Origin of the sequence: Comamonas sp. C11 (assembly GCF_024496285.1) — a bacterium.
Classification (GTDB): Bacteria; Pseudomonadota; Gammaproteobacteria; order Burkholderiales; family Burkholderiaceae_C; genus Comamonas; species Comamonas testosteroni_F.
Map to the genome: position 1 here is coordinate 5,312,586 of NZ_CP101743.1, position 23,795 is coordinate 5,336,380.

At 63.7% G+C, this 23,795-nt stretch carries 19 protein-coding genes; 6 read left to right on the forward strand and 13 right to left on the reverse strand.

Translation table 11 applies throughout. The features are described from left to right. Window positions 1-17 precede the first annotated feature (17 nt). The 6 genes from NOX35_RS24490 to NOX35_RS24515 all read right to left on the reverse strand — a co-directional run bounded on the left by NOX35_RS24490 (window position 18) and on the right by NOX35_RS24515 (window position 9,970). Complete coding sequence (locus NOX35_RS24490) at window positions 18-1,349, reverse strand: D-serine ammonia-lyase (RefSeq protein ID WP_371878507.1); 1,332 nt, start codon at window positions 1,347-1,349, stop codon at window positions 18-20. A gap of 75 nt (window positions 1,350-1,424) precedes the next feature. Continuing rightward, a complete protein-coding gene (locus NOX35_RS24495; RefSeq protein ID WP_182284807.1) occupies window positions 1,425-3,659 on the reverse strand; it encodes a phosphocholine-specific phospholipase C in 2,235 nt (744 codons plus the stop codon). Between the two features lie 25 nt (window positions 3,660-3,684). Next, window positions 3,685-3,858, reverse strand: a complete 174-nt coding sequence (locus tag NOX35_RS24500) for a hypothetical protein (RefSeq protein WP_182284808.1) — start codon at window positions 3,856-3,858, stop codon at window positions 3,685-3,687. 228 nt (window positions 3,859-4,086) lie between these two features. Then, entirely contained in the window at window positions 4,087-7,209 is a 3,123-nt protein-coding gene (locus tag NOX35_RS24505; RefSeq protein ID WP_256495048.1) for an efflux RND transporter permease subunit, read from the reverse strand. A 145-nt stretch (window positions 7,210-7,354) separates the two neighbouring features. Further along, window positions 7,355-8,683 (reverse strand): efflux RND transporter periplasmic adaptor subunit, encoded by a 1,329-nt coding sequence (locus NOX35_RS24510; RefSeq protein WP_256495049.1) that lies wholly within the window; start codon window positions 8,681-8,683, stop codon window positions 7,355-7,357. Between the two features lie 15 nt (window positions 8,684-8,698). Further along, window positions 8,699-9,970, reverse strand: a complete 1,272-nt coding sequence (locus NOX35_RS24515) for a TolC family protein (RefSeq protein WP_256495050.1) — start codon at window positions 9,968-9,970, stop codon at window positions 8,699-8,701. A gap of 147 nt (window positions 9,971-10,117) precedes the next feature. Between NOX35_RS24515 and NOX35_RS24520 the strand changes: the two genes are divergently transcribed. Further along, window positions 10,118-10,807 (forward strand): heavy metal response regulator transcription factor, encoded by a 690-nt coding sequence (locus NOX35_RS24520; RefSeq protein ID WP_182284812.1) that lies wholly within the window; start codon window positions 10,118-10,120, stop codon window positions 10,805-10,807. A 10-nt stretch (window positions 10,808-10,817) separates the two neighbouring features. On the opposite strand, the gene NOX35_RS24525 is transcribed toward NOX35_RS24520, so the two are convergent. Further along, complete coding sequence (locus NOX35_RS24525) at window positions 10,818-11,159, reverse strand: DUF5713 family protein (protein WP_182284813.1); 342 nt, start codon at window positions 11,157-11,159, stop codon at window positions 10,818-10,820. A gap of 59 nt (window positions 11,160-11,218) precedes the next feature. On the opposite strand from NOX35_RS24525, the gene NOX35_RS24530 reads away from it, so the two are divergent. The 3 genes from NOX35_RS24530 (at window position 11,219) to NOX35_RS24540 (ending at window position 13,676) form a co-directional block, all read left to right on the forward strand. Continuing rightward, window positions 11,219-12,640, forward strand: a complete 1,422-nt coding sequence (locus tag NOX35_RS24530; protein ID WP_182284814.1) for a heavy metal sensor histidine kinase — start codon at window positions 11,219-11,221, stop codon at window positions 12,638-12,640. Window positions 12,641-12,739: 99 nt separating this feature from the next. Further along, window positions 12,740-13,144 carry a hypothetical protein gene (locus NOX35_RS24535; protein ID WP_232538056.1) on the forward strand — a complete coding sequence of 135 codons (405 nt, stop codon included), beginning with the start codon at window positions 12,740-12,742 and terminating at the stop codon, window positions 13,142-13,144. 100 nt (window positions 13,145-13,244) lie between these two features. Further along, window positions 13,245-13,676: a hypothetical protein gene (locus tag NOX35_RS24540; protein WP_182284816.1), complete on the forward strand. Its 432-nt coding sequence runs from the start codon at window positions 13,245-13,247 to the stop codon at window positions 13,674-13,676. Window positions 13,677-13,780: 104 nt separating this feature from the next. On the opposite strand, the gene NOX35_RS24545 is transcribed toward NOX35_RS24540, so the two are convergent. From NOX35_RS24545 to NOX35_RS24555, 3 genes are all read right to left on the reverse strand, one after another. Next, window positions 13,781-14,743, reverse strand: coding sequence for a siderophore ABC transporter substrate-binding protein (locus NOX35_RS24545; protein ID WP_182284817.1), 963 nt, complete (start codon window positions 14,741-14,743; stop codon window positions 13,781-13,783). Between the two features lie 79 nt (window positions 14,744-14,822). Then, window positions 14,823-16,844, reverse strand: a complete 2,022-nt coding sequence (locus NOX35_RS24550) for a ligand-gated channel protein (RefSeq protein WP_256495052.1) — start codon at window positions 16,842-16,844, stop codon at window positions 14,823-14,825. Between the two features lie 359 nt (window positions 16,845-17,203). Further along, window positions 17,204-18,529, reverse strand: a complete 1,326-nt coding sequence (locus NOX35_RS24555) for a DUF445 domain-containing protein (protein WP_256495053.1) — start codon at window positions 18,527-18,529, stop codon at window positions 17,204-17,206. Window positions 18,530-18,681: 152 nt separating this feature from the next. On the opposite strand from NOX35_RS24555, the gene NOX35_RS24560 reads away from it, so the two are divergent. Continuing rightward, a complete protein-coding gene (locus NOX35_RS24560; RefSeq protein WP_003050615.1) occupies window positions 18,682-18,927 on the forward strand; it encodes a DUF3297 family protein in 246 nt (81 codons plus the stop codon). A gap of 225 nt (window positions 18,928-19,152) precedes the next feature. On the opposite strand, the gene hmpA is transcribed toward NOX35_RS24560, so the two are convergent. Beyond that, window positions 19,153-20,331, reverse strand: a complete 1,179-nt coding sequence (gene hmpA, locus NOX35_RS24565; protein ID WP_256495055.1) for an NO-inducible flavohemoprotein — start codon at window positions 20,329-20,331, stop codon at window positions 19,153-19,155. Between the two features lie 159 nt (window positions 20,332-20,490). On the opposite strand from hmpA, the gene norR reads away from it, so the two are divergent. Then, window positions 20,491-22,077, forward strand: coding sequence for a nitric oxide reductase transcriptional regulator NorR (gene norR / locus NOX35_RS24570; RefSeq protein WP_182284821.1), 1,587 nt, complete (start codon window positions 20,491-20,493; stop codon window positions 22,075-22,077). On the opposite strand, the gene NOX35_RS24575 is transcribed toward norR, so the two are convergent. Both NOX35_RS24575 and NOX35_RS24580 read right to left on the reverse strand, forming a co-directional pair. After that, window positions 22,078-22,488, reverse strand: coding sequence for an FKBP-type peptidyl-prolyl cis-trans isomerase (locus tag NOX35_RS24575; protein WP_256495057.1), 411 nt, complete (start codon window positions 22,486-22,488; stop codon window positions 22,078-22,080). Window positions 22,489-22,577: 89 nt separating this feature from the next. Next, on the reverse strand, window positions 22,578-23,720 hold the full coding sequence (locus NOX35_RS24580; protein WP_182284823.1) for an aminotransferase class V-fold PLP-dependent enzyme: 1,143 nt from the start codon (window positions 23,718-23,720) through the stop codon (window positions 22,578-22,580). Window positions 23,721-23,795: the final 75 nt, after the last annotated feature.

Here is a 23,795-nt window from a genome sequence, read left to right on the forward strand (position 1 = left end):
GTAACCAGGTAAGGTGCTCAGTTCAGCAGATCGCGTCCACGCGCCAGAAACCTCGCGTACTCCTCGTCGGGGACAAACAGGCCGCCCGTGGTCCAGACAATATGTGTAGCGTTAGCCATGTGCGGCAGCAGCTTCTGGCGCTGCAGATAATCCTGGCCCGCAACACTCTCCAACAAGGCACGCGGACCGCTAAAGCCTGCTGCGGCCGATGGCTCGATCTGCAGCCCCTCTCTATCCTTCAGCAGGCACAGATGGCGAAACAGGGTTTCGTCCTCCACAGTGAAAACTCCGCCGAGAAAGCCACGCACCACGTCGGCCGCCAGCTCCGATGCACGCGGCACTGCCAGGCCATCGGCCTCGGTCTGGTTGTTCAGGCCCAGCTCATAGACCGAAGGATGGGTATCCAGACCGGGCAGCGCTGCAGCACCGGCCAGCATCTCAATCATGAAGCAGGGCGACTGCACGGGCTCGGCAAAAAAACAATGCGCATTCGGTCCGAATGCCTGCTGCAGACCCAGGGCCACGCCGCCGGGCGCCCCCCCAACGCCGCAAGGAATATAGACAAACAAAGGATGCGTTTCATCCACGGCAATCTCGTTCTCTGCAAGTTGCGCGACCAAGTGCGGAGCCGCCGCCGCATAGCCAAGCAACAGCGAAAGCGAATGCTCGTCATCCACAAAGTGACAGTGCGTATCCTGGTCGGCCAGCGCGCGGCCTGCGGCCACGGCCTGGGCGTAGTCGCCGGCGTGCTCCACCACCTGCACGCCACGCGCACGCAGGCGCTGCTTTTTCCACTCCTTGGCATCGGCAGACATATGGACCGTTGCCTTGAAGCCCAGGCCCGATGCCATGACGCCAATCGACAGACCCAGATTGCCCGTGGAGCCTACCGCCACCTGGTACCTGGCGAACACCGCACGCGCAGCATCGGACGCCAGTTGCAGATAGTCGCCATCGGCCAGCAGGCCATGCTGCAAAGCGATCTGCTCCGCATACTCCAGCACCTCATGCACGCCACCGCGTGCCTTGATGGAGCCCGCTACTGGCAGGCTGTGATCGGCCTTGAGCCAGAGCCGGCCCAGTTGCTCGGGCAGCTGCAAAGCCTGCTGCATCTGCGGCACGTGCAGCAGCGCCGACTCAATACGTCCGCCAGATGCCTGTAACTCTGGAAACAGTTGCGCCAGCAAGGGCACAAAGCGTTCAAAACGCTGTACAGCCTGCTGAACCTGGGCTGCGTCTATAGAGTGTGTGGACCGAGCACTCTCACTGCGCCCGGCCCATAGCGTGGGCCGGGCATCACGCAGGTCTTCAACAAGGTCGCGCAGTGCGGAGAAAGTCATGGCAGGCATCCATCGTCATACAAGAGCGCCATATTAGGGCCAATGGTGCAGGCCAGACAGGTCCGCAAAGGCGCAGCATGGTCGCTATACCTCGCCCATGGCCGGATCGCTGATTGTGTGCTGACCGGTTTCCACGCGGCCGGCAAAGCGCCGGTAGTACGCCGGATCGCTGTTGCAGGTCACGGCAAAGTCATACCACTGGCCACTGGCCTTCAGCTCCCAATGCCTTTCGGCGCTGGCGGCGGCGGCAACGCTAACCGTCCAGGGACCGTCGCTGAGGTAGGCCATGGGTGTGATGGTGAACACCGCAGCCTGAGTGCCCTTGTTCATCAGATCCACGTAGACATTGCCATTGGCGATGTCGTAGCAAACACGCACCTCGGGGGCGGCCTGTGTACTGCCCAGGCGATTCAGGTCGCCCTTGAAGTGGCGGTGAAAACCGTTGGGCCCCAACACCCAGAGGTCGTACTTGCCGAAATTGTCGCGCAAGGCATCCCAGGTATCGGACAGCGTCTTGCCCGCTTCCACCATATAGCGGCGCGGCGTGCGATCCAGCTTGTAGCGGTCGTAGACATGGAAGACGGCCGCCTGCGTGCCGGTGTTGGCAAACACCAGCTCCACCGGGCCGTTGCTCTGGCAGCGCGCACTGGTATGCAGCTCGTAGGGCAAGGCCCGCGACGGACGTGTACCGACTGCCTGCAAAGGCAGCTGCATATCGCGCGGCACTGGCACGGCGGGCAGCTTTTGCTGATCGGCACGCAGCTGGTCGGCGACATCGCGGGTGGAGCGACCGGCCAGCACGGGCAGGGTCTCGTTGTTCGGCGTCTTGAAGTTGAAGGTACTCAGAAGATCTCCACATACCGCACGACGGAACGGGCTGATATTGGGTTCCTTCACGCCAAAGCGTGCCTCCAGAAAACGCAGCACCGACGTATGGTCGAATACCTGAGAATTGACCCAGCCGCCACGACTCCAGGGCGAGATCACATACAGCGGAACTCGCGGCCCGGGACCATAGACACGGCCATCGGGGGCGGGCTGGCTGCGGCTGCCTTCCGGAGCGCCATGCGTGAAGTACTCGGCCTGCAGATCGGCTTGCGGCAGCGTGGTCTTGCCTGCATAGGTCTTGTCGGCGTTCTGCGATGGAGCCGAGGGCGAAGGCATATGGTCGAAATAGCCGTCGTTCTCGTCGAAATTGACCAGCAGCACGGTCTTGCTCCAGACCTCGGGATTGGCCGTCAACGCGTCCAGCACCTCCTGCAGAAACCAGGCGCCCTGCACAGGGCTTGATGGACCGGGGTGTTCGCAATAGATGGACGGTGCATTGACCCAGGACACCTGCGGCAGCCTGCCTTCACGAATATCGCGCTTGAAAGCGTCCAGGTATTCCTCGGGCTTGTTGCCGGGCAAGGTGTTGGCCACGCCTTTGTACAGCGGGTTGGCAGCGTCGTCGCTGGCCGCGTCATAGGCATGGTAGGGCAAGGCCTGGCCGGTGTTGGTATACGGCGCATTGGGCGCGCCGCCACTGGAGACGGGAAAGCCAGAGGCCAGATTGGCGCGACGAAAGCTCTGGAACGCCCCCAGCATGTTGTCGCCCCACTCGTCGGGCATGTTCTGGTAGCTGATCCAGCTCACCCCGGCTTCCTGCAGCCGCTCGGCATAAGTCTTCCATGTGTAGCCGGTGTTGGCGTCGCTGGGCACGCCGTTGATGGCATCCCACTCGTTATTCACGAAAGCCACGTTCTGGGGCACGGCACCGTTGGTGCCCGTCATGTGGAATGAGCGGTTGGCATCGGTGCCGGTGTGCATGGCGCAGTGGTAGGCATCGCAGATCGTGAAGGCATTTGCCAGCGCGAACTGGTAGGGCAGCTCCTGCTCCTTGAAATAGCCCATGGAGGTGTCCGTCTTGGCCACGGGCCAGCGCGACATGCGGCCGTTGTCCCAGGCCTGCTGACTGTCCAGCCAGGAATGGGGAGTGCCGGAAACGCGCTGCGCGTTGTTGGCCGTTCCGTCCAGATGGTAGGGCGTGATGACCGTACCGTTGGCACGCTCCTGCTGCCAGACCTTGCGGCCGTTGGGCACGGGAATCGTCATCCGGTCGCCAAAGCCGCGCACCCCTTTGAGGGTGCCGAAGTACTGATCGAAGGAGCGGTTTTCCTGCATCAGGATCACCACATGCTGCACGTCCATGACCGTGCCTGTGACATTGTTGGCCGGAATGGCCAGCGCACGGCGGATGCTCGGAGGAAACGCTGCCAGTGCGGCAGCGGAAAAGGCGGCGTTCTTGCCGGCCTGCAGAAGGTTGCGTCGCGAAATCATGGTGAAGCCTTGTCTGTCACCGCGCTCAGGGAGCACAGCGCATCTCCGGCTTGGCCGGCTCGGTGGGGGTCGTGGGATTGCTGGGATTGGTGGGGGTCGTCGGGGCAGGCGGGCTGTCATCGCTGCCTCCACAGGCGGCCAGCGTGGCGGCCGTCAGGCAGACGAGCGCCAGCGCCTTGATCAAACGCTTGTTTTGCATGGAGTCTTTCACTTGGATGTCGACAGGTTTCGACCGGCAAGAATCTAGGAAAAGCTCGTGTCATCCCGATGACGTCCGTGTTTCAGTGCGTTTACTCACATCGGTCCAGCGCTCAGAATTCGCGAGCCTTGCTCGGCACGAAGCGCCATGCAAAAAGGGCCGATGCATTCGCATCGGCCCTGTGCAAAAGACATTGCAACGCCGGTCAGAGCGCTGACGCTTGCATGGCTATTGGCGCTTCTGGTAACCGAGTCTGTACAGCAGCGGCAGCACCAATAGCGTCAGCACCGTGGACGAGAGAATGCCGCCAATCACCACCGTGGCCAGCGGCCTTTGCACCTCGGCCCCCGTTCCCGTGGCAATCGCCATGGGCACAAAGCCCAGCGATGCCACCAGAGCCGTCATCAACACGGGACGCAGACGGGTCAGCGCTCCTTCGGTGACGGCCTGTTCAACGCCCATGCCCTGCTCGCGTAGCGAGCGGATACAGGCAATCATCACCAGACCGTTGAGCACGGCCACGCCGCATAGGGCGATAAAGCCGATGGCCGCCGAAATGGACAGCGGAATGCCGCGCAGCCACAGCGCCGCAATCCCGCCCGTCAACGCAAACGGAATGCCGGTGAAGACGATGAGACCGTCGCGTACATTGCCGAACATGGCAAACAACAGCGTGAACACCAGCACCAGCGCCACGGGCACCACGATCATCAGGCGCTTGCGGGCGGACTCCAGGTTCTCGAAGGTTCCGCCCCAGCGCGTCCAGTAGCCTGCAGGCAACGCAACGCCTTCAAGTTCCTGCTGGGCCTGCGCCACAAAGGAGCCGATATCTCGCCCGCGCACATTGGCGCTGACAACGATACGACGCTTGCCATCCTCGCGGCTGACCTGGTTGGGCCCCGGTGCCAGCTCCACCGTCGCCACCGATGACAGCGGCACAAAGCCCAGACGCCCGTCGCCGCCGCGCGGCAGCGCGATCGGCAGGCGGCCTATGCCGTCCACATCGCTGCGCATGGCCTCGGGCAGGCGAACCTGGATGGCAAAACGTCGATCTCCCTCGAATACCGTGCCGGCTTCACGCCCGCCAAATGCCGTGCTGATGGCATCTTGCACATCGCCCATGTTCAGGCCGTAACGCGAGGCTTTTTCGCGGTCGATCTGCACCGTGAGCATGGGCAGACCCGTGGTCTGCTCGACCTTGACCTCGGAGGCGCCAGGAATCTTCTGCAGCATGGCGGCTACGGCCTGCGCGGACTTTTCCAGCTGAGCCATGTCGTCGCCGAAGATCTTGACGGCCACATCGCTGCGCACGCCCGAGATCAGCTCGTTGAAGCGCAGCTGAATCGGTTGCGATAACTCGTAGTTGCTGCCCGGAATCCTTTCCACAGCCTCTTGTACGGCAGCCAGCAGATCGTCACGCGAGCGTGCCGGATCGGGCCATTGCTCACGCGGCTTGAGCATGATGTAGCCATCCGAAATATTGGGCGGCATGGGGTCGGAGGCAATCTCTGCAGTGCCGGTGCGCGCAAACACTCGCTCGATTTCAGGGAACTGCTTTTTGAGCTCGCTCTCGATCTGCATCTGCATCTGCACCGACTGCGTAAGGCTGGTGCCCGGTATGCGCAACGCCTGGATCGCAAAGTCGCCTTCATTGAGATTGGGCGCAAACTCGCTGCCCATGCGCGTGGCCAGCAGCAGACTCAGGGCGACAATGACGCTGGCCGCCGTCAGCACCACTGCAGGTGCATGCATGACCTTGTCCAGCACCGGCGCATAGGCACGGCGCGCCCACTCCATCAGACGGTTTTCCTTCTCGGCCACCTTGTCGCCCATGAACAGCGCAATCGCGGCAGGGATGAAGGTGATAGACAGCAGCATGGCACCCAGCAACGCGATCACCACCGTCAGCGCCATGGGGTGGAACATCTTTCCTTCCACACCGGTGAGCGCAAAAATGGGCAGATAGACCACCATGATGATGAGCTGACCGAACAACAACGGACGCCTTGCCTCCCTGGCTGCCGCAAACACTTCCTCGAAACGTTCGCTGCGGGTCAACGATCGGCCTGCTGCGGCCTGCGCATGGGCCAGCCGACGCACGCAGTTCTCCACGATCACCACCGCACCGTCGATGATGATGCCGAAGTCCAGCGCCCCAAGGCTCATCAGATTGGCGCTGACGCGCATCTGCACCATGCCCGTAAAGGTGAACAACATGGACAGCGGAATGATGAGCGCCGTGATCAGCGCTGCCCGCAGATTGCCCAGAAACAGGAACAGAATCGCCACGACCAGCGCCGCACCTTCGATCAGGTTCTTCTTGACCGTGGCAATGGCTTTGTCCACCAGATTGGTGCGGTCGTACACCGTCACGGCCTTCACGCCAGGCGGCAGGCTTTTGTTGATCACCTGCATGCGCTCATGCACCGCCTGCGCCACTGCGCGGCTGTTCTCGCCAATCAGCATGAACACCGTACCCAGCACCACTTCGCGACCGTTGTCCGTGGCAGCCCCCGTACGCAGCTCGCGGCCCAGGCCCACATCGGCCAGATCGCGCACGCGAATCGGCTGGCCTTGCGCCGACCCCACGATGACTTCGCGAATATCGGCAATGCCCCCCACCTGCCCCGGCGCGCGGATCAGATACTGCTCGCCCTGGCGCTCGATATAGCCCGCGCCCACATTGGCGTTGTTGCGCTCCAGCGCCGCGATGATGTCGGCCAGCGTGAAACCATAGGCCGCCAGCTTTTGCGGCTGCGGCGCCACCAGATATTCCTTGGCGAAGCCGCCAATGGAGTTGATTTCGGTCACGCCCGCCACATTGCGCAGCTGGGGCTTGATGACCCAGTCCTGAATCTCGCGCAGATCCATGGGCGTATAGGGCGACCCGTCGGGTTTGGTGGCGCCCTCATCGGCCTCCACGGTCCACAGATAGATCTCGCCCAGCCCCGTGGAAATAGGCCCCAGCGCAGGCGCGACGCCCGCTGGCAGGGCATCGCGCGCCTGCTGCATGCGCTCGTTCACCAACTGGCGTGCAAAGTAGATGTCCGTGCCGTCCTTGAACACCACGGTCACCTGGGACAGGCCGTAGCGCGACAGCGAGCGGGTCTGCTCCAGCCCCGGCAGGCCGGCCATCAGGGTCTCTATGGGAAAGGTGACGCGCTGCTCGGTCTCCAGCGGCGAATAGCCGGGCGCCGAGGTATTGATCTGCACCTGCACATTGGTGATGTCGGGCACGGCATCGATGGGCAGGCGCTGGTAGTTGTAGATGCCAAGGCCCACCAGGGCCAGCGTGGCCAGCATGACCAGCCAGCGCTGGGCAATGGCAAAGCGGATGATGCGCTCAAACATTCAAACTCCAAATATCTTCATCTGCCCTGCCACACCGGCGCAATCCAAACCAGAGACACCGAGCAAGAGCCGCCTCGCGGCGGGGCCGCCCAGGCGAGGGTATCGTCCCCTGGGGAAAGGCGCGCAGCGCCTCAGGGGGTTCCATTCAATGCACATGCTCGGCTGTTGCCTTGCCAAGCTCGGACTTCAGGACGAAGCTGCCGTCCTTCACATAGCGCTGGCCTGTACTCAGGCCCTGCAGCACTTCGGTGTTCTGGCCATCCGTCTTGCCCAGTTTCAGGGCCTGCGCCTTGAAGCCGCCGTCCACCGGCACGAACACCACGGGCTTGTCGCCGTCGATCTTCTGGATGGCCGCACTGGCCACCGTCACCGCCGCCTTCTGGCCGGCGGCCGTCAGATCCACATTCACGAAAAGGCCCGGACGCCAGATGCCATCCGGGTTGTCCAGGGTGATGCGTGCCGGTGCCGTGCGGGTTTCCTGCCCTATCAGGGCGCCCACATAGGCCACCGTCCCCGTGGCTTTCGATTCAAAGGCCGTCGCATGCACAGTGGCCTGTTCGCCCACGCGCACAAAGGGCAGGTCGCTGGCAGCCACCTTCATTTCGGCCCAGACCGAACGCAGGTCGGAGATGGTGAACACGGCCGTGCTGTCCTGCACGGCCTCGCCCACGGAGAGATGCTTTTCCACCACCACCCCATCGAAGGGCGCGCGCAGCTCGAAGCGGTTCAGCGCCCCGGCAGAGCCCGAGCCGGCACCGATCGCAGCCAGCTTCTGCTGCGCATTGGCGGACGCGATTTCGGCCTCGCGCAGTGCCTGCTGGGCCTGCAGATAATCCTGCTCGGCCGAGATCTTTTCCTGCCACAGCTGCTTTTCGCGCTGATAGGTGGTGCGCGCCAGTGCGAGACGCTTTTGCGCGGCCATCAGCTCGCTGCGCTGCTCGGATACCGCAGGGCTGGTGAGGGTGGCCAGCAACTGACCCTTCTTCACCACCTGCCCCAGATTGGCCACCACGCTCTCCGCCACGCCGGCCACCCGCGGCACCACATGGGCCGTCCTGTCCTCGTTGAAGCGAATCTCGCCCGGCAACTGCAGCATGCTGGCTATCAACGCCGGGCCGGCCTCGGCCAGCGCCACGCCAGCAGCCTTGGCACGCTCGGCATCGAGCTTGAGCAGGCCTTCATCCTCATCATCCGCATGAGCGGATTCGGGCTTGACTGCGGGTTTTCCGGTGCCTGCTGCCTGTTCATGCCCAGGCTCGCTGTCATGGTCATGCCCCTCTTTTTCGCCATGCTCATGCCCGTTCTTTTCTTCATGGGCATGACTCTTGTCTGCAGCGCCGTGACCATGGCCTTCGGCGCTTGCAGCCGCTGGCTGCGTACCGTAGACAATCGCTGCAGCAGCAGCCGCACCGAGCGCCAGAATGATGGCGATGGCAATCGCCGTGCGGCGGGGCTTGGGAGATGTGGAATTCATGATACGTGCTTGTTCCTACTCAAGACCGGGTACATCGCCCAGTTGGCGGGTGATGTCGGCAGCCGCCTGATGGGTTGCCACCAACTGCTCCAGATATAGGCTGCGTGCCTCGGCCAGCGTGCGCTGGGCATCCAGAACTTCCAGATAGCTGAACTTGCCCAGGGCAAAGCCCTTGGCTGCAACTTCGTAAGCGGACTCGGCCGCCGGCAGGACCTGCTGCGCCAGTTGCTCGGCCTGGGCCCGGCTGGTCTGCAGCTGCTCGCGTTGCTGCTGCAACTGTGCGTACATTTGCTGGCGCGTGGCCATCAGCTCGTCCTCTGCCTTGTCGGCCAGACGCAGCGCCTGCAGCTGATTGCCGCGGTTGCTGTCCAGGATCGGCAGCGGCACCGAGACACCCACCACCAGCTGATTGCGTCCCACTTCCTGTGCACGCTTCATGCCCAGACTCACGCTGGGGTCAGGCAGGCGCTTGGCACGCTCGAGCTCGGCGACGGACCTGGCTTGAAAAACGGCCTGCTGCGCGCGCAGCATCTGCGGTGAATGCTCCAGCTTTTCCAGCATCAAGCCTTCATCGGGCAACACCGGCAGCTGCGCCAGCTCCCCCACCGCGCTGCCAAATGCCGCAGGCTGCGCTCCCCACAGCGCCGCCAGCTGCTGACGTGCCACACGCAGGCCGGAGCGCGCTTGCGCCAGCGCCAGCTCGGCACTGCTCTCGGCCACGCGGGCCTTGGTTTCCTCCAACGGAGCCACCTTGCCTGCCAGCACGCGCTTGGCCGCAGCATCGCGGGCACTGCTGGCAATCTCCAGCGTCCTCTGGTGCAGCTGCACGCGTTGCTGGCCGGCCAGCACATTGGCAAAAGCCGTTCGCACATCGGCACGCAAACCGGCCTGCGCAGCCTCCAGCTCGGCCCTGGCCAGTTCGCGACCATGCCCGGCTGCCTTCATGCGGGCCTCGCGCTTGCCGCCGATCTCTATGGACTGGTTCCATTGCAGAGTTATGGACCTGGTTTCGCGGCGCGTGTCTTCCTGCGAATAGGCCAGTTCGGGATTGGGTCTGGCGCGACTCTGGATCAGCGCCCCCTCGCTGGCCGCCAGGGCCTGCGCTGCCGCCCGCAGACTGGGGTTGTGCTCCATGGCCAGCGCCAGTGCGGCCTGCAGGCTTATGGGAGCAGCTGTTGCCGCTGTTGCTGCTGCTGTTGGCGCAGCTTGTTGCGCCCAGGCACAAGGCACAAAAAGGCCCAAACCGCTGCCCAGCAACACAGCGGCCACCTTGGTGATGAATGTCATGGTGATGCTCCGCCGGCATGCCTGCCCTTCCATTGGCAGTCTTGTGCAAGCGGAGCAAATCTAGCCTCGCGGCCCCCACAGGGTTCTGACCTCAAGATGACAAATTTGTCATCTTCGCAAACGACCGACTTGCTCGACAATCTACGCATGAAGCTTCTAGTCATCGAGGACGAAACCAAACTCGCCGAATACCTGCAAAAAGGCCTGGGCGAGGAAGGCTTTGTGGTCGATGCCGCACACAACGGCATTGACGGCCTGCACCTGGCCACCGAGCAGCCCTACGACCTCATCATTCTGGACGGCATGCTGCCCGGCATAGACGGCCTGGCCGTGCTGGCGGCTCTGCGCCAGTCCCGCCAGACGCCGGTGCTCATGCTCACGGCCCGCGCCCAGGTGGAGGACCGCGTCAAAGGACTGCAGGCCGGCGCCGATGACTATCTGGTCAAGCCTTTTGCATTTTCAGAGCTGGTGGCCCGCATTCATGCACTGCTGCGCCGTGGCCTGCAGGCCACGGCCACGCCCGAAGCCACGGTGCTGCGCATGGCCGATCTGGAGCTGGATCTGCTGCGTCACCGCGCCACGCGTGCGGGACAGCGGCTGGACCTGACGGCCAAGGAGTTCAATCTGCTGAGCCTGCTGCTGCGGCGCCAGGGCGAAGTGCTGTCGCGCACCGAGCTGGCCTCCCAGGTCTGGGACATGAACTTCGACAGCGAAACCAATGTTGTCGAGGTCGCCGTACGCCGCCTGCGCCTCAAGCTCGACGCGCCGTTCGAGCTGCCCCTGCTGCACACGGTGCGCGGCATGGGCTATGTGCTGGAGCTTCGCCTCGATGCCTGATAGCAGGTGCTCACCATTCGCGTAGAGCGATCAGTTCCTCCACATCCGCATCTTCAAAACCATAAGCCTTGGCAATGGCCTCGAAGTCAGCCGCAATGCATTCACGTGCCGCCGTTTCCATCTCGCTGCCCTGCTCTTCGAACTCCTGCTGCAGATCGTTGAAACGCTCGGTCGCAGCGTGGGTCAATCGATACAGCTGCTCCAGGTTCTGCGGCTTCTGCTGCTCTATCTGCAGGCAGAGTTCTCTCAGAATATCCTCGCCCTTGCGCACCAGTTCTTCGGGAAAGTAGCTGTCCTCGTACATCTCCAGCAAGAAGGCGTAGTTGTTCATGATGGCGTTACCAAGACTCATGGTCCGTTCCTTTTTCCAGCAAACCGCAAACAATGAATCTTCCAGCATAGCAGCCACTCATGACCGCTGATCACGTCTCTCCAAGCGCTCCTCAGATCCCGAACCTGAGCCGCCGGCTGTCGCGCTCGCTGGCCCTGCAGACCATGCTGGGCCTGGGCCTGGTCTGCGTGGCCGTGTACTGGGGTAGCTGGCTGGCACTGGCCCAGCGCCAGCAGGAAAGCCTGGAGCAAAAGCAGGTCACGGTGACGCATCTGCTGCAACAGGCCCGTGCCAACCGCTCTGCGTCCAGCATGCAGCACATGTTGTCCGACTTTCTCACGGGCCACGAGGATATGTCGATCCGCGTCAGCTATGCCAGCGGCGCGCTGCTGTTCGAGAAACTGCACCAGCCCCTGGACGATGTTCATAGCGCACGGCGCAGCTTCAGCGTCGTGCTGCCAGCCCATGCGGATCAGCAGGAACAGCAGCTCGTGCAGGTGCTGCTGATGCTGGACCGCCGCCCCGACGATGCCCTGCTGCGCCAGCTGGCCTGGATTCTGGGCCTTGCCGCCGTCAGCGGTGCGCTGCTGGTGTCGCTGTTCAGCGCCTGGCTGGTGCGCCGCGGGCTGGCACCTCTGCATTCGCTGGTGGAGCAGACCCGGCAACTGGGCGCCAAGGATCTCACGCACGACTGGCAGACCAGGCTTGACGACAGCAACCAGCCCCAGGAGCTGCGTCCGCTGATTGCACAGTTCAACGCGCTGCTGGAGCGGCTGGCAGTGGCCTACCGGCAGATGGAGGCCTTCAATGCCGATGTGGCCCATGAGCTCAACACCCCTCTGACCACGCTCATCAGCAGTTGCGAGCTGGCTCTGCGCAAGCCCCGCGATGCCGACGAGCTGCGCGATATCCTGGCTTCCAATCTTGAAGATCTGCAGCGCATGGCCGGCATCGTGGCGGACATGCTTTTTCTCTCTCACGCTGATCGCGGCGAAAGCGCGCACCGCATTCAGGTGGCCAGCCTGGCCAGCCTCGCGGACGAAGTGGTGGAGTATCACGAGGCAGCGCTGCAGGAAGCAGATCTGCAGGTGCGGGTGCAGGGCGATGCACAGGCCCAGGTCGATGCGCGATTGCTGCGCCGGGCGCTGTCCAATCTGCTGGGCAATGCCACCCGCTATGCCACGCCGGGAAGCTGCATAGAGATACAGATCAGCACGCCGCAGGCCGGTCAGGTCACGCTGGCGGTGCAGAACCAGGGCCAGGCCATTGCCGCCGAACACCTGCCCAGGCTGTTTGACCGCTTCTACCGCTCGGACGCAGCCCGCAGCCAGGCCGATCGCAACCATGGCCTGGGCCTGTCCATCGTGGCCGCGATCGCGCGCATGCATGGCGGACAGGCGTTTGCACGCTCCGACCTGTCCGTCACCAGCATCGGGCTGAGTCTGCCTACGGGTCAGGATGCGCAAGCCCGGGCGCCTGTTTCATCCGGCAACCAGGTGTAAATACCGGGGATGCCCACAAGCAGCACCGCGCGGGGATGACATGGAGCAGCGCGGTCAGGCCGCAAGATGGCCGGCCGTGCATCGCTGAAAGGAAACACCATGCATTGCTTGAGACATGCGACCGGCCTGGTCCTGGCTGCCAGTGCAGCTCTCGGCCTGCCCGCTCTGGCTCAGGGCCGGATTCCCGATATGCAGCAGGCCGGCGCACTGCGCTATAGCTGCGGCGGCATAGGCGAGGATGAATCCACGCTCATGCGCGCCGCGATGAAGGACTACCCGCTGTCGCTTTTGTTTGCGCAAAAAGACGGGGCCTATCTGGCCAATGTGGCGGTCGAGGTCAGCTCCGGCAAGGACAGCAGCCGCTTCACGGCCAACGGCCCGGTCTGCCTGATCCAGTTGCCCGCCGGAAGCTACAAGATCACGGCTACCACCAAGGATGGCGCCAGCCAGACCCAGGCGGCAGAGATCGGCAAGGGCCCGCATCAGCTGGACTTCCGCTACTAGCGACAAGCCGCTGGCCGGTGGCGGCAATGCCCCGGGGCCGTCCAGGGGAGATGCGCGCGGGCGCGCTCCGCGAGGCCAGGCAATGAGGACAATAAGCGCCATGTCCCAAGATCAAGACGCATCCACCTATCAGGCCCATCTGCAGGCCGGCAACGCGCTGGTGCAGCAGGCCCAGAAGATTGCCACGCAGGACTTCGAGCAGGCCCGCGCGCTCTGGCAGGCCGCCGGCAAGGAGTTCTACCTGGCGCACAAGGCCGATATGAGCGAGCCCGAAGCCGCCTTTCGCCTGGCACAGGCCTGGATGGCCGAGGCCCATGCCCTGCAGAAGGAAGAGAACAAGAACGCGCTGGTCATGTGGGCCAACGCCGCTGCGCAATGCGAGCTGGCCTTTGACCTGGAGCCCGAGAACGGCCGCATCGCCATGACGGCCGCCAGCTGCCATCTGTTTGCCGGCCAGGCCGATGCCGCCAAGGCCTGGCAGCTGATTGGCAAGCAGCTGCTGCCGCCCGAGCCTTCCGCGCCCGCCGCCTGATATTTTTTGCTAGCTTGCAGCGCTTAATAACAAAGGGTTTCAATGCTTTTATGCATTGAAACCCTTTATTCATTGGAGAAAGCAGCTATTAAATTAATGCTCTCTCAAAAAGCCTGGCGTTCGAGCGCGGTGCGAATCTGCTGCGCATTGGCCCGCATGGCCTGGGGGCCGCTGCTGCCCAGCAAATACCAGATCTGCGGATCGACGAACACCACTTGCTGCTTGCGGCCTGCACGGGTGTTCTTGATGGTGTCGTTGTCGAACAGCTCACGCGACGGCAGAACCAGCTGGCCGTCCTTGTCCCGGGTGCTGCCCGTGCCTGCATTGCGGTCGATCACGAACAGCCATTCCGGGTCTATCCTGGCGATATCGTCCATCTTCAGCGCAATCCCGCGCGCCTGCGCCGGATCTGCGGGCAGGGCTGGCTTGACGCCCAGCACGTCATGCAGCAGACCGAAGCGCGAGCCCGGCGTCTGGGCGCTCATGTTTTTGTTGACGGCCAGCACCAGCAGGCCCGGTGCTGCCTTGGCCGCAGCAGCGCGGGTGGCTTCCACATCGCTTCGCACCTGCTGCATGAGCTGCGCGCCCTGCGCCTGCTTGCCCCAGAGGCTGGCCAGCAGGTTCACATTGCGCTGCATATCGCCCAGCAAGTCCTTGCCCGAGGTGCTCAGATCCAGCGTGGGTGCGATACGGCTCAGCGCTTCGTACTTGCCGGCCGAGCGGCCGGCCACCACGATCAGATCGGGGCGGATGCGGCTCAGCGCCTCGTAGTCGGGCTCGAACAGCGAGCCCGACACCTGGTAGCGGGCATCGGCGTAACCGGCCAGATAGGCGGGGAAATGGGCCTTGGGCACTCCCGTCACCGGCAGCTTGAGCGCCTGCATGGTGTCCAGCGAAGCCAGGTCGTACACCACCACGCGCTGAGGAGCCAGGGGCAGCTCGGTCACGCCCCTGGCATGCTCGACCTGGATACGGGCGGGCTGGGCCGCCTGCGTTTGCGCCCAGGCGGCGCCGGCCATCATCAGCAGTGCCAGAGTGGTGGCGCGACGACTGATCAGTTGTTGCATGAAGAACCTTGAAAAGCAAAACAGAAGAAAAGTCGGCAGCCCTTGCCGCGCATCCCGACAACGGCTGCGATGACCAGGATCAGAACTTGACGTTCATGCCCAGCCAGTAGCGGCGGCCGTCGAGCACGGTGTCGTAATTGACACCGTCATAGATGACCTGCTTGTCCAGCAGGTTGTAGATACCCGCATACAGCGTGACGGTCTTGTTGAGCTTGTAGGAGCCGCCCAGATCCAGCATGGTGTAGCTCTTCTGGGTGAAGCTGCCCGAGGATGCTCCGCCCGTGGGCGCGCTTTCCTTGCCGCGGTAGGACGCCTTGAGCCAGCCATTGAGCTGACCCGTTGGGCTCCAGTCCAGCGAGACATTGAACAGATGGCGCGGCAGCTGGTTCAGCGGCAGGCCGGCAAACTCGCCGCTCTTTTGCTCGGACTTGGTGAAGGTGTAGTTGGTCTTCAGGCGCAGCGCCCTGCTCAGCTGGGTGCCCAGCGAAGCCTCCAGGCCACGCGTGATGGCGTTGTCCACATTGATATTGGTAGTGGGCACGCGGCCCGAGCTGTTGAGCGGGCCGCAGCTGGGGCAGGCCACGCGGGTGATCTTGTCCTCGAACTCGTTGTCGAACACCGTCAGTCCTGCCGTAGTGCCGGCGCCGCTGTCGTAGAGCACGCCGATTTCCTTGGTCAGCGAGGTTTCGGGCTTCAGATCGGGGTTGCCGTAGATATTGCCGCCACGGCTGCTCTGGCCCCAGTCACCCACGGTCTGACGCAGCGACGGCGCGCGAAAGCCCGTGGAGACGCCGCCCTTGACCGTCCACTGCGGGGCCAGATTCCACACGCCATACAGGCGGGGGCTGACCTGGCCGCCGGCCTGGCTGTCATGGTCGTAGCGCAGGCCGCCGGTCAGTGCAAAGTCCTGGTGCAGACGCCATTCGTCCTCGGCAAACACGGCCCACTGGCTGCGGTTGATGCTGGTGCGGCTGGCATTCGGCAAGGTGTTGGTGGTGGTGTCCGTCAGGTCCTGCTCGTTGTAGCTCACGCCCGTGGTCAGCAGATGACTGGCCCCCAGCGGCGCCACCCAGCTGCTGTTGAACACCGTGTTCTTGATGGTCATGTCGCGCGACAGGTTGCGCGTCTTTTCCTGCTGCAGATAGGTGTCCGAGGACGCCCAGCCCCAGCGTCCCTTGTGCTGCAGCGAGAAGTTGCCGCGCTCGAACTTTCGGTCGCTGAGTGCAGCCGTGGCCGCCAGCGTCTTGCCCGGCGTCGAGGTGTAGTGCTGCTTGCCCGTGCCCAGCTCGGCAATGATGTCGTGGTCCTTGTTGGGCGTCAGCGCCAGCTTGACGTTGAGCGCGCGGTTGTCGTAGTCGTTGTAGCCGTTGAGGATGTGGTCCTCGCCGCGCTTGTTGTAGTTGCCGTAGATGCTCAGGCCCAGCAGATCGGTCTGTATGGGGCCGGACAGATAGAAATTGCTCTGGTAGATATTGCCCGAGGAAGAGCGCTCCTGCAGCGTGGCCTCGGTGCGGATGGAGCCCATCCACTCCTTGGCCACCTTGCGCGTGATGATGTTGATCACACCGCCCATGGCGTCCGAGCCGTAGAGCGAGGACATGGGGCCGCGCACCACCTCGATGCGCTCTATCGCCTCCAGCGGCGGCACCCAGCTCTGGTCGGTTCCGGTGGAGCCGTTCGCCTGGGTTTCTCGGGTGTTGGTGCGCTTGCCGTCCACCAGGATCAGGGTGTAGTTCACGCCCATGCCGCGCAGGCTGATGTCGTTGGAATTGTTGTCCGAAGGCACCAGATTCACGCCGGGCACATCGCGCAGCGCATCGTGCAGATTGTTGTAGCTGCCTTTTTCCAGCTCTTCGCGGGTAATGACGGAAATCGAGGCCGGCGCATCCTTGATCTCCTGCTCGAAGCCCGAGGCCGTGACCACCACTGTCTCCAGAGATTTCTCCTGCGCCGCCGTCAGCCCATGGGTCAGCAGGCCGGCAGCCGCCAGCGCCATGCCCAGCATGGGACGCAGCGACCGGCAGGCTGTGGACAAAGGACGGGAAGACGAAGAGGCGCAGGCCGTGGCGAAGCCTGCAGCAGCGGCTGCATGAATTTGCATGATGAGTTTGGACAAAGATGCACATCGACCAGGCACGGCTGCGCCCCATGGCCAGAGCCACGGACAGCAGGTACAGGTCAGCGAAGCATTCGCACTGTTGGAGTGATGAAGAAGGCAATCACGATCTGCGCATGAGATCGTCGTGGCTACACCATGCAGCGGGGCATGGCGGCATGCGGCCATTCAATGGGCATGCCTGGCTGGGTCATAGATTGCAGCAAGGTCTTCTTGTTGCGAATAGTTCTCATTGTAAACACAAACAGCAAGCATTCGAAAGAATTTTTACTGTTAAGTACTTTGACCAGGCTAGAACCAGCATCGCCCGGCATCTGCATGCGCTGCTGCGTCGTGAAATGGCGTTATCCCAGCCAGGCCAGCAGGCTGCGCCGCAAGGCTGCGGCATGCGAGATGAGAAACAGCAGCAAGCCTATGGCGCCGCCCACCAGCGTGCCGTTGATGCGTATGTACTGCAGATCCTTGCCGATATGCGCCTCGATCAGCGTGGCCAGCTGCTCGGCATCCCAGCGCTGCACGGTGTCCGCAATATGGCGGGCGATGAACTGCGAGACATCAGGCGCCAGCGTGGTCGCCCAGCGCTTGAGGCGCTCGTTCATGGACTCGCGCAGCGCCTCGTCATGCGCCAGTGCCTGGCCCAGCCAGCGCCCCATCACGGCGGCGCGGCGTGCCATGGCCGAATTTTCGTCGGCCAGATCGCGCTCCAGCCGGGCGCGCCAGCCGGCCCATAGCTCGCGCAGATAGACCGCCAGCTTCTCGTCATGCAGCAGATAGTTGCGCAGTTTTTCCACCTTTTCTGCGTAGGCTGGGTCATTCTGAAGTCCGTCGATCAGGCGCTGTATGGACCCGTCGAAGGCCTCGCGCAGACGGTGGCCCGGGTTCTGGGCGACATCCTGCAGCAGGCTGTCCAGAGCACTGGCAATCAGGCTGGCGCCCTTGTCGCTGAGCCAGTCCGTGGGCAGCATTTTTTCCTTGATCGGATGCTCGCGCTTGAGCCAGACCACGATGGTCTGCGCGATCAGCACATGGGTCTGCTCCTGACGCAGCACGCGGCTGATGCGCGCCAGCACATCGTCGAGCACCTCCTGGTGGCGCCCGCCCGCCGTCAGCCCCGACAGCAGAGATGCCGCCGCGCGCGACAGATCCACATGCTGCATCACGGCCTTGAGCGACTGGGTCAGAAACTTCTCTACCTGCTTGTCCTGCACCATCTCCAGCGCGGCCAGCGCCAGCCGCGCCACCTGCCGGCCCAGCAACTGGCTGTTGGCGGCAGCCGTCAGCCAGTCGGCCAGCGCCTGGGCCGGGTTGTTGCGCTCGATCAGCGCCACCAGCGAGGGCGCGTCGAGAAACTTGTCGCGCACGAAAGTGGCCAGGTTGCGCCCTATGCGATCCTTGTTGCGCGGGATGATGGCCGTGTGCCGCCCCACCAGCGGCAGCGGAATATGGCGAAACAGAGCCGAGACCGCAAACCAGTCGGCCAGCGCCCCCACCATGGCGGCCTCGCAGATGGCCCGCAGACACACCAGCCACAGCGGCACGGCCTGCCCCTCCAGTCCCCAGCGCGAGCCCGCCAGCGCCGTGGCGATGAAGCCGGCTGTCACCAGCAGCAGCAAAATCAGCGGCAGCCGCTTGGCGCGCTGCAGGGACAGGCGTTGTTCTTCGGTGAGCATGGCGCAAGCATAGGCGAGTCGGGCCGGCTCGCCTATGCCTGCGGTACTGATGACGGCGCATTGCCTGTCATGCGCCATTGCGACAACAGGAGGCAGGCTTTTGCAATTGCACCGAAAATAGCGCTCTTGTATTCCCTGACTCTCGAAAAAACATGACCGAAGCCACCCGCCCCGAACTGCCCGACCATCTGTCCGTTGACCCTCGCAGCCCCCACCATGTGGCCGCCGTGTTCGAGCACGACATCGGCATCCGCTTCAATGGCAAGGACCGCTTTGACGTCGAGGAATACTGCGTGAGCGAGGGCTGGGTCAAGGTGCCCGCCGGCAAGACCCTGGATCGCAAGGGCAAGCCCCTGCTGATCAAGCTCAAGGGCACGGTCGAAGCGTACTACCGTTGACTCCCTGAGGCGCTTTGCGCCCAGGCCCTTGCTCGATGTCTCTCACTGGGCAATCGCCCAGTTCAAAGAGCAATGAGCCTAATCGCCGCCTCAATAGAGAGAGCTGCCTGCGCTTTATTTACATGAATTTCAAATGCTTTAAGTACTGAAACCTAGTAATAACATGCGCTAGCAGCTCTTTTTTTATGAGCACTCAAGCGTTCAAGCGTTCAAGCGTTCAGCCGATCAGGCCAGAGCTTCGGCCGGGCCGAAGAACTCGTAATGCACCTGGGACTCGGGCACGCCCAGTTCGCGCAGCGACTGCTTGACACTGCGCATGAAGCCACGCGGGCCCAGGAAGTAGACATCGGCATCGCGCGACTCGGGCAGCCACTGGGCCAGTCGGTCAGTGCTCAGCAGGCCCTGGGCATCCACCTCGTCGCCCGCGTCCGCCTGGTCGTAGCAATAGCGGCGTGTGAGCTGCTCGTGGCTGCTGGCCAGCGCATCGATCTTCTCGCGGAAGGCATGCACTCCGCGATCGCGCGCGCAGTGGATGAAGGTGATCTCGCGCCCCGTGGGCAGCGCGGCCTGCAGCATGGGCAGCGTGGGCGTGATGCCCACACCACCGCTGATCAGAACCAGGGGCTTGGCATTGGCCTGCAAGGTGAAATGGCCGGCGGGCGGGAACAGCTCCAGCGTATCGCCCACTTGCAGCTGGTCGTGCAGATGGTTGGAGACCTTGCCGCCGGCCTCGCGCTTGACGCTGATGCGATAGCTCTTGCCGTTGGCAGGCGCCGACAGCGAGTAGTTGCGGCGCTGCTCCAGGCCGTCGACCACCACGCGCAGACCGATGTACTGGCCTGGCTGATGGGCAATCACCGTGCCGCCATCCACCGGCTCCAGATAGAAGGACGTGATCTCGGCGCTTTCGGCCTCTTTGCGCACCAGCTTGAAGGCACGCGCACCGCGCCAGCCGCCTTCGGCTGCCGCAGTCTGCTCGTACACCGCGCGCTCCGCACCGATCAGGATATCAGCCAGCTGCTGATAGGCGGCGGCCCAGGCGGCGATCACCTCATCCGTAGCAATCTCCGCCCCCAGCACCTCGCGAATGGCGCGCAGCAGGCAGGCACCGACGATGGGGTAATGCTCTGCCTGCACCTGCAGCGCCACATGCTTGTTGATGATTTGCGCGGGCAGATTGCCCAGGTTTTCCAGGCGGTCGATGTTCTTGGCATACATCAGCACGCTGTGCGCCAGAGCACGCGGCTGGGCACCGCTTTGCTGATGCGCCTGGTTGAACAGCGGGCGCACCTCTGGATACTCACCCAGCATGGTCTGGTAGAAATGCGTGATCAGGACCTCGCCGCCGGTTTCCAGCAGCGGTACGGTGGCCTTGACGATCTCGCGTTGACGTTCGGTAAGCATGCAAATCTCCTGGTTGCTGCCTTGCCAGCTGCAAGGCTTGTACCAGTCAGTGCAAGCGGCGTGCCAGCCTCAATACCACTGCAAAACAATGGCTTGCAGAAATATGCGTCAATATGACATTGCTCAATTGATGTCTTATTGACACCCAACGCTGTCGTTATGACAACATCCCATATTCTCAACGCTGTCAGCCCGCTGATCGCCGATCTGGCCCAGGACCTGCCCGAGCGCGAACGCCTGCGCCGCCTGCTGGCCGCGCTGCGCAATCTGCTGCCCGCCGATGCCGTCGCCCTGCTGAAGCTGGAAGGCGAATGGCTGCGCCCGATGGCGATCGACGGCCTGATGCCGGACACGCTGGGCCGGCGCTTTCGCCTGGGCGAGCATCCACGCTTTGCCCAGTTGCTGGCGGCCGGCCAGGCCATGCGCTTCGAGCCCGACAGCCCCCTGCCCGATCCCTATGACGGGCTGGTGGCGCACAAAGGCCAGGCCATCACCGAGCTGCATGTGCATGACTGCATGGGCTGCGTGCTGCAGCTGGGCGGCCTGCCCTGGGGCCTGCTGACACTGGATGCACTGGAGCCGGGCCGATTTGCCGACCCCGCGGCGCTGGCCATGCTGCAGGCCTTCAGCAATCTGGCCGCAGCCACCGTGGCCACGGCCGAGCGCGTGCACCAGCTGTCCCAGCTCGCGCGCAGCGCCAGCGGCACTGCCAGAGCGGCCGCGCCGCAGGAGCGCGGACTGCAGGGTGCAAGCCCCGTCATGCGGCAGCTGCAGAAAGACATTGCCCTGGTCGCAGCCAGCGATCTTTGCGTGCTCATCACCGGCGAAACTGGCACCGGCAAGGAACTGGTGGCCCAGGCCGTGCATGCGCAGTCGGGACGTGCCGGCAAGCCCATGATCAGCATCAACTGCGCGGCCCTGCCCGACAACCTGGTCGAGAGCGAGCTGTTCGGCCATGTGCGCGGAGCCTTCACCGGAGCGCTGAGCGAGCGCAGCGGCAAGTTCGAGCAGGCGCATCAGGGAACGCTGTTCCTGGACGAGGTCGGCGAACTCTCGCTGCCCGTGCAGGCCAAGCTGCTGCGCGTGCTTCAAAGCGGCCAGCTGCAACGCCTCGGCTCCGACCGGGAGCATCATGTGGATGTGCGCGTGATCGCTGCCACCAACCGCGACCTAGCTGCAGAAGTCGGCGCAGGGCGCATGCGCGCGGACTTCTATCACCGCCTCAATGTCTATCCGCTCAATGTGCCGCCGCTGCGCGAGCGCGACAGCGACGTGCTGCAGCTGGCGGGCTATTTCCTCGAGGAGAACCGCTCCAGGCTCAGGCTCGGTGGCCTGCGCCTGGATGCGGCCGCACAGGCGGCCTTGCTCAATCGCAGCTGGAGCGGCAATGTGCGCGAGCTCGAGCACTGCATCAGCCGCGCCGTGCTCAGGGCCCTGAGCCGCAATGACGGCAGCGCCAGCCGCGCCGGCGCCAGGCTGCGCATCGTGACGCTGGGACTGGCCGATCTCTGGGAGCGGGCCGAGGCGCCAGCCGCCGCACAGGCCCCAGCGTCCATGGAGCCGGCCACACTGGCGGTGGCGCCCGAGGCCGGCCTGCGCGCCGCCGTCAGCGCCTATGAACGCCAGCTGGTCAGCTCCAGCCTGGCCCGCCACCAGGGCAGCTGGGCCGCCGCAGCGCGCGAGCTGCAGCTCGATCGTGCCAATCTGCAGCGCCTGGCCAAGCGGCTGGAGATCGACAGGCCTTGATCAGCGGCCCTGGATGCCCAGCAGCTCCACATCAAAGTTCAGTGTGGCATTGGGGGGAACGGCACGGCCCGCGCCGCGTGTGCCGTAGGCAATGGCTGGCGGGCAGGTGAACTTGGCCTTGCCGCCGACCTTCATCTTCTGCACGCCCTCGGTCCAGCAAGGGATCACGCCATCGAGCGGGAATTCGATGGGCTGCTTGCGTGCATAGGAGCTGTCAAACTCCTTGCCGGTATCCGGAAAGTAACCGCGGTAATGCACCTTGACGGTGTCCGTCGCCTTGGGGCTGAGGCCCGTGCCTTCCACCAGGCTTTCATAGATCAGCCCGCTGGCGATGGTGACCGGCGCAGCATGAACCACTGCGCCAGCACCCATGGCCCATACAAGACCGATCATGGAGATTGCTTTTTTCATATCGGATGCGCTGAATGAACAAAACCCGACTTTAGTACGAAGTCGGGTCGAAAAAATGTCACGACAGCCATACGGCCAGCCGCACCACCTCAGGTCCGGGCAATGCCGATATCGTCCAGCGCCTTGGACAGATGCGCCACGGAGCGATCCGAGTCATGCCATTTGTCCAGGCCGAACAGGCCGATGCGGAAAGTCTTGAAGTCCGGGCCTTCATCGCATTGCAGCGGCACGCCCGAGGCGGTCTGCAGGCCCACCTTGAGGAAGGCACGGCCGCTCTGGATTTCCGGGTCGGTGGTGTAGCTGACGACCACGCCGGGAGCCTTGTAGCCCTCGGCGGCCACGCTGGGAAAGCCGCGCGACTGCAGCAGCTCGCGCACCTTGCGCCCCAGCTCCATCTGCTCTTCGCGCACCTTGGCAAAGCCGTACTCGCGCGTCTCCAGCATCACGTCGCGCAGGCGCAGCAACGCATCCGTGGGCATGGTGGTGTGATAGGCGTGCTGCCCTTTTTCGTAGCCCTCGGCAATCTGCATCCACTTCTTCAGGTCGCAGGAGAAGCTGGAGCTTTGCGTGTGCTCTATGGCCTCGCGGGCGCGCGCCGAGAGCATGACCATGGCGCAGCAAGGCGAGCTGCTCCAGCCCTTTTGCGGTGCCGAGATCAGCACGTCCACGCCGGTTTTCTCCATATCGACCCACATGGCGCCCGAGGCCACGCAATCGAGCACGAACAGCGCGCCGACCTCGTGCGCAGCGTCGGCGACGGTGCGCAGGTATTCATCGGGCAGCATGATGCCGCTGGCCGTCTCCACATGTGGGGCAAACACCACCTTGGGGCGCTCCACGCGAATGGTCTCGGCCACATCGGCTGCCGGGCATGGCGCCCAGGGGTCCTGGCTGCCCTCGCCCTGCTTGCGCGCCTTGCAGACCACGGAGCCGCCGCCCAGGCCCGCATCGGCATCGAAGATCTGCGTCCAGCGGTAGCTGAACCAGCCGTTGCGCACGATCAGCACCCGCTCGCGGTTGGCGAACTGGCGCGCCACGGCCTCCATGCCGAAAGTGCCGCTGCCGGGAATCAGCACGGCCGTGTGGGCGTGATAGACGTCCTTGAGCATGCCCAGGATGTCCTGCATCACACCCACGAACTTCTTGGACATGTGGTTGAGCGCCCTATCGGTGTAGACCACCGAGAATTCGAGCAGGCCATCGGGATCGACGTCGGGCAAAAGTCCAGGCATGGGATATCTCCAATCGCAAATACTGAGCAGTCAAAAACACCCCGAAGCAGCCACTGGGCGGCCGGGGCGCTGGTG

Excerpts from the sequence above, each read along its gene's own strand:
- NOX35_RS24490 (WP_371878507.1), bottom strand. The coding sequence starts at position 1,349 with ATGCCTGCCATGACTTTCTCCGCACTGCGCGACCTTGTTGAAGACCTG.
- hmpA (WP_256495055.1), bottom strand. The coding sequence starts at position 20,331 with ATGCTTACCGAACGTCAACGCGAGATCGTCAAGGCCACCGTACCGCTG.
- NOX35_RS24545 (WP_182284817.1), bottom strand. The coding sequence starts at position 14,743 with ATGCAACAACTGATCAGTCGTCGCGCCACCACTCTGGCACTGCTGATG.
- NOX35_RS24540 (WP_182284816.1), top strand. The coding sequence starts at position 13,245 with ATGTCCCAAGATCAAGACGCATCCACCTATCAGGCCCATCTGCAGGCC.
- norR (WP_182284821.1), top strand. The coding sequence starts at position 20,491 with ATGACAACATCCCATATTCTCAACGCTGTCAGCCCGCTGATCGCCGAT.
- NOX35_RS24560 (WP_003050615.1), top strand. The coding sequence starts at position 18,682 with ATGACCGAAGCCACCCGCCCCGAACTGCCCGACCATCTGTCCGTTGAC.
- NOX35_RS24535 (WP_232538056.1), top strand. The coding sequence starts at position 12,740 with ATGCATTGCTTGAGACATGCGACCGGCCTGGTCCTGGCTGCCAGTGCA.
- NOX35_RS24530 (WP_182284814.1), top strand. The coding sequence starts at position 11,219 with ATGACCGCTGATCACGTCTCTCCAAGCGCTCCTCAGATCCCGAACCTG.
- NOX35_RS24510 (WP_256495049.1), bottom strand. The coding sequence starts at position 8,683 with ATGAATTCCACATCTCCCAAGCCCCGCCGCACGGCGATTGCCATCGCC.
- NOX35_RS24520 (WP_182284812.1), top strand. The coding sequence starts at position 10,118 with ATGAAGCTTCTAGTCATCGAGGACGAAACCAAACTCGCCGAATACCTG.
- NOX35_RS24550 (WP_256495052.1), bottom strand. The coding sequence starts at position 16,844 with ATGCAAATTCATGCAGCCGCTGCTGCAGGCTTCGCCACGGCCTGCGCC.
- NOX35_RS24575 (WP_256495057.1), bottom strand. The coding sequence starts at position 22,488 with ATGAAAAAAGCAATCTCCATGATCGGTCTTGTATGGGCCATGGGTGCT.
- NOX35_RS24580 (WP_182284823.1), bottom strand. The coding sequence starts at position 23,720 with ATGCCTGGACTTTTGCCCGACGTCGATCCCGATGGCCTGCTCGAATTC.
- NOX35_RS24515 (WP_256495050.1), bottom strand. The coding sequence starts at position 9,970 with ATGACATTCATCACCAAGGTGGCCGCTGTGTTGCTGGGCAGCGGTTTG.
- NOX35_RS24500 (WP_182284808.1), bottom strand. The coding sequence starts at position 3,858 with ATGCAAAACAAGCGTTTGATCAAGGCGCTGGCGCTCGTCTGCCTGACG.
- NOX35_RS24495 (WP_182284807.1), bottom strand. The coding sequence starts at position 3,659 with ATGATTTCGCGACGCAACCTTCTGCAGGCCGGCAAGAACGCCGCCTTT.
- NOX35_RS24555 (WP_256495053.1), bottom strand. The coding sequence starts at position 18,529 with ATGCTCACCGAAGAACAACGCCTGTCCCTGCAGCGCGCCAAGCGGCTG.
- NOX35_RS24525 (WP_182284813.1), bottom strand. The coding sequence starts at position 11,159 with ATGAGTCTTGGTAACGCCATCATGAACAACTACGCCTTCTTGCTGGAG.
- NOX35_RS24505 (WP_256495048.1), bottom strand. The coding sequence starts at position 7,209 with ATGTTTGAGCGCATCATCCGCTTTGCCATTGCCCAGCGCTGGCTGGTC.